The sequence below is a fragment of the Moorena sp. SIO4E2 genome (genome assembly GCF_010671945.1).
Classification (GTDB): Bacteria; Cyanobacteriota; Cyanobacteriia; order Cyanobacteriales; family Coleofasciculaceae; genus Moorena; species Moorena producens.
Genome location: NZ_JAAHIE010000631.1, coordinates 1 through 3,767, shown reverse-complemented (window position 1 = coordinate 3,767; position 3,767 = coordinate 1). Strand labels below are relative to the sequence as shown.

Sequence of the window (3,767 nt, the reverse complement as noted above, 5' to 3'; positions counted from 1 at the left end):
TGTTGCTTATGACTTCCAGCCTTTTTCTCTGTTCTCGACTCAGAATCACCTTGTCTCGTTTTCCTCTTCCCATACTTTCCGCCTCAGTTATCCTATTTCTATTGCACTATTTTAGCTGTGCCACGCCAGTAGGGTGCGTTAGGGGAGCCTTCATGTTTCGCCTCGTAGTCAGGGTTAGCTTGCTGCCCGTAACGCACCACTGCTGGGTCAAACAACTTTTAGGAGATGCACCTGCGAATAGGCCATAGGGAATAGGCAATAGGGAAGAAAGAAGAGGGAATTTCGGGATTGAGGAAAAATCCTGTGTATCTAATTACGTAAGCATATGCGCTACTTGAGGTGCGGTCAGCACTCAGGAGTCAGCTTAAAAATAAACCTATGCAGGCCTATGGCCACGCTACGGGAACGGGAGAATTGAAAGGGTACATCTGAATATTTGTAAAAAAAAAGGGCGCGGGGGCGGGAAGTTTGGAAATTATCGCGCGAATTTTTGCTTAATTTCATGCCTTGAAATGCACCCAATTTAAAGTCTGGGTAAAAGCCCTTGGCCTTGGCTTTGGGCCACCCTAAGCCAATGGCTTATAGCTCTTCGCGTAGCGTGGGCGTAGCGCATATGCTTACCCCTGTTGTCTATTCCCTCTTCTATCCTCCCTGTTCCCTGCTCCCTGTTCCCTGTTCCCTGATTAATTATAAAGATTTTCAATAAATTAAGCAAGCTAATTATTGCTCCGAGCATTGTATTGTGAATTATTATGAGCAACCATACTTTCCTCGCAGATGGGATTGACAGTTCCAAACTTTTGGTCAACCCAGCTTCAGCAGAAGTATCAACTGATGTCTTTGATTACAACCCTGCCTTCGATCAGGAATTGGAGAAGATTGGACAGATTTCACCCCAGGAATTTGCTAAACGCTACGATGCCAATGTTGATTATCTAACACAAATTAGTTGGGATCCTACCCAGGCTAAATTTTGGGATTTGTTCAATGACAGCTTTTTCCGCCTCAATTCAGAGGAACTGGAAGTATTCAATAAACAAGGCTTTGTTGTCAGTGAGCGCATGGGGACAAAGAGTTTCGCTCAATCATTCTACCAAATCTATAACAACGATTTACCAGTTTTCGTTTCCGCTGATGCCTTGCTTCATGCTTGGCATCGTTCTTATGACGCCATGTTGGAAGAACTAGAAGAAAGTTATCTTGCCACATCACTAGATGAAATTCTCACAGGAATGGCAGATAAAATCCCTGAAGCCAGTAATCAATATGGCGATGGTGTCCTTGACCTAAGTTTAATTGATGCCGACTACTTTCTAGCAGTCGCTCGTTCTTTATTGGCAGGAGAAGCAGTTAAAACCAAATTAAATCAGGATGCCCGTGTGGCAGCAACCCTCCAAGCCATACAAGGAGAGCAAATCAAGGAATTTAAGCTGTTCGGGCGTGACCGCGAGATGGATTTTTCTCAATTCAAGGTACGTGGGCATTATGAGAATTCCGAGACTCTTAAGAAATATTTCCGGGCAGTAATGTGGTGCGGTAGAGTTGATCTACGCATTGCAGGTAAACCGAAAGAAGCTTCTCCACGGGAATTGGGTGCAGCGATAATCCTCAATGATCTCTTAACAAAATCTGGTAAGTTCGAGCAATGGCAACAGTTTGACCAAATGCTCCAGACCTTTGTCGGTCCAACTGATTCCATGACGTTTGCTCAACTAGCTGACCTATTAAAGCAAGCTAAGATTCAATCTCCGACAGATATTAAAGATTTATCCACCTTAAAGCAGCTGCAAACTGAAATTTTAGCTAACCACGTAGGTTTTCAAAACATCAGGAGTCATGTTTACATTAATCCGCCGGAAGACGATCATCAGACTAAAGATATAATACCCCATTCGTTTACAGTTATCGGTCAAAAGTTTATCTTGGATAGCTGGATGTTGAGCAAAGTAGTTTACGATGATATTATTTGGAATGGCAAGGAAGTTCAGCGTCGCGTACCAAGTGGATTAGATGTAGCATTCGCCACCCTGGGAAACACTCAAGTAGTACCAGAACTGGTTGATCGGATGAGAAACCAGAATGGGCATAAGTTCCGAGATGGTCTCAACTATCAACACAACCTAGCGGCAGCCTTTAATGTAGTCGATCAACTAAATCCTTCTGCCTGGGAAGACAACCTTTACATGCATTGGCTGGCAACCTTGCGGGAACTTTCCAAACCCACTACGGACTCCCAATACCCGGAAGCCATGCGTACCCGTGCCTGGGGGATGAAGACACTCAATACACAACTAGCGTCATGGACACAACTGCGTCACGACACCATCCTTTACGCTAAACAATCTTACACCGCTACAACCAGATGCTACTATCCAGCCGGTTTTGTGGAACCCAGACCGGAATTCTGGGAACGCTTTGAAAAAATGGCAGTGCTGGCGGGGAAGTTAATCAAAAACACTCCCTTTCCGAAGCCCTTGAGAAGAATTCAGCAAAAACAAACTAAATTCTTCAAAAATTTCAGCCAGCAGTTAACTATCCTCAAGGAAATAGCACTCAAGGAATTAGCACAACAGCAACTCACCGAAGCCCAAACCAACTTCCTAGAAAAGATTGTTGAGATTGAACGGTTTGCTTCAGGGGGTCCGTCTTATAACGGTTGGTATCCCAGCCTTTTCTATAAAAAACGTGAGGATTGTGATAAGTGGGATGCGATTGTTGCGGATGTACACACAAATGTACCTGACCCAGTGGTGGGAGATCCAGGCAGTGTCCTTCACCAGGGCGTGGGTAATATCGATTTGTTGATGATTGCAGTGGACAACGGTGAAGACAAAATGGTCTTTGCTGGACCAGTGTTAAGCCATTATGAATTTGAGATGCCAGAAGTATCCCGTAAATCAGATTCTGAGTGGAAAAAAGATATCCAAACTGGCAAGCTTCCACCTCGTCCCAACTGGACAAAAAGCTATCTTGTAGTTGATTAATTATTGAATGAGTTTTCTATTCCTGGGGAGTAGGGAATAGGGAATAGGGAGTCGGAAAAAATCTTGTGTGTATCTAATTACTATTAAAACCGCTATAATGTACAAGATTTTTTGCCAGCTGCCAAATATTTCGGGATTGAAGTTATTCGACCAGGAGAGTTGGTTCACTCTCTAAATTTACAGGAGCAAGTTATATAATGAGTTATTATCCTTTAGAATTACCTGAGACGTTGTTGAAAGAAATTCAACGTATTGCTGAAGAAAATCAAGTTTCTATCGAGCAGTGGTTACTGAGTGCTGTTACCGAAAAAATTGAAGCTCAGAAAGTTGTACAACTAATGCAGAGTTATGCTGAAAAAGCAGATTATAACCGTTTTGATGCAATATTAGCATCAGTACCAGATACAGAACCTATCCCAGGGGATGAGTTGAGATAGAAGCCCTTAGGAGATATATGCGATCGCGTGACTCGCGTAGCGTGACCTACGGTCAATCGCATAAGCGCGGAAGCGTTCGCAAAGCGTGGCCCAAAGGCCTCAGCTTCATCGCAAAGCGTGGCCTACGACCAATCGCTTTATAGTCATCTATTTGAAGCTGACGGCTGACCGCTGATGGCTGACAGCTGACCGCTGACCGCTGATGGCTGACAGCTGACCGCTGACCGCTGACCACTGACCACTGACCGCTGATGTATAAATTACATATCATACCCAAACAAATTGGGATCAACATCCTTCAAATCCAAATCCCCTAACCCATACTCAGCCCAACGCCTATCTACCA

3 protein-coding genes are annotated in these 3,767 nt (G+C 44.1%); 2 read left to right on the top strand and 1 reads right to left on the bottom strand.

Annotated elements, in window-relative coordinates; all coding sequences use genetic code 11:
* Positions 1 to 752 precede the first annotated feature (752 nt).
* Together F6K37_RS34435 and F6K37_RS34430 are read left to right on the top strand one after the other, a co-directional pair.
* On the top strand, positions 753 to 2,984 hold the full coding sequence (locus F6K37_RS34435; protein WP_287255295.1) for a DUF3160 domain-containing protein: 2,232 nt from the start codon (positions 753 to 755) through the stop codon (positions 2,982 to 2,984).
* A 197-nt stretch (positions 2,985 to 3,181) separates the two neighbouring features.
* Positions 3,182 to 3,421, top strand: coding sequence for a CopG family transcriptional regulator (locus F6K37_RS34430; protein ID WP_287255293.1), 240 nt, complete (start codon positions 3,182 to 3,184; stop codon positions 3,419 to 3,421).
* 52 nt (positions 3,422 to 3,473) lie between these two features.
* On the opposite strand, the gene F6K37_RS34425 is transcribed toward F6K37_RS34430, so the two are convergent.
* Positions 3,474 to 3,692 (bottom strand): hypothetical protein, encoded by a 219-nt coding sequence (locus tag F6K37_RS34425; RefSeq protein ID WP_287255291.1) that lies wholly within the window; start codon positions 3,690 to 3,692, stop codon positions 3,474 to 3,476.
* Positions 3,693 to 3,767: the final 75 nt, after the last annotated feature.

What these genes read in the sequence shown, in the direction of transcription:
- F6K37_RS34435 (WP_287255295.1), top strand. Translation starts at nt 753, where the DNA reads ATGAGCAACCATACTTTCCTCGCAGATGGGATTGACAGTTCCAAACTT.
- F6K37_RS34425 (WP_287255291.1), bottom strand. Translation starts at nt 3,692, where the DNA reads ATGATATGTAATTTATACATCAGCGGTCAGTGGTCAGTGGTCAGCGGT.
- F6K37_RS34430 (WP_287255293.1), top strand. Translation starts at nt 3,182, where the DNA reads ATGAGTTATTATCCTTTAGAATTACCTGAGACGTTGTTGAAAGAAATT.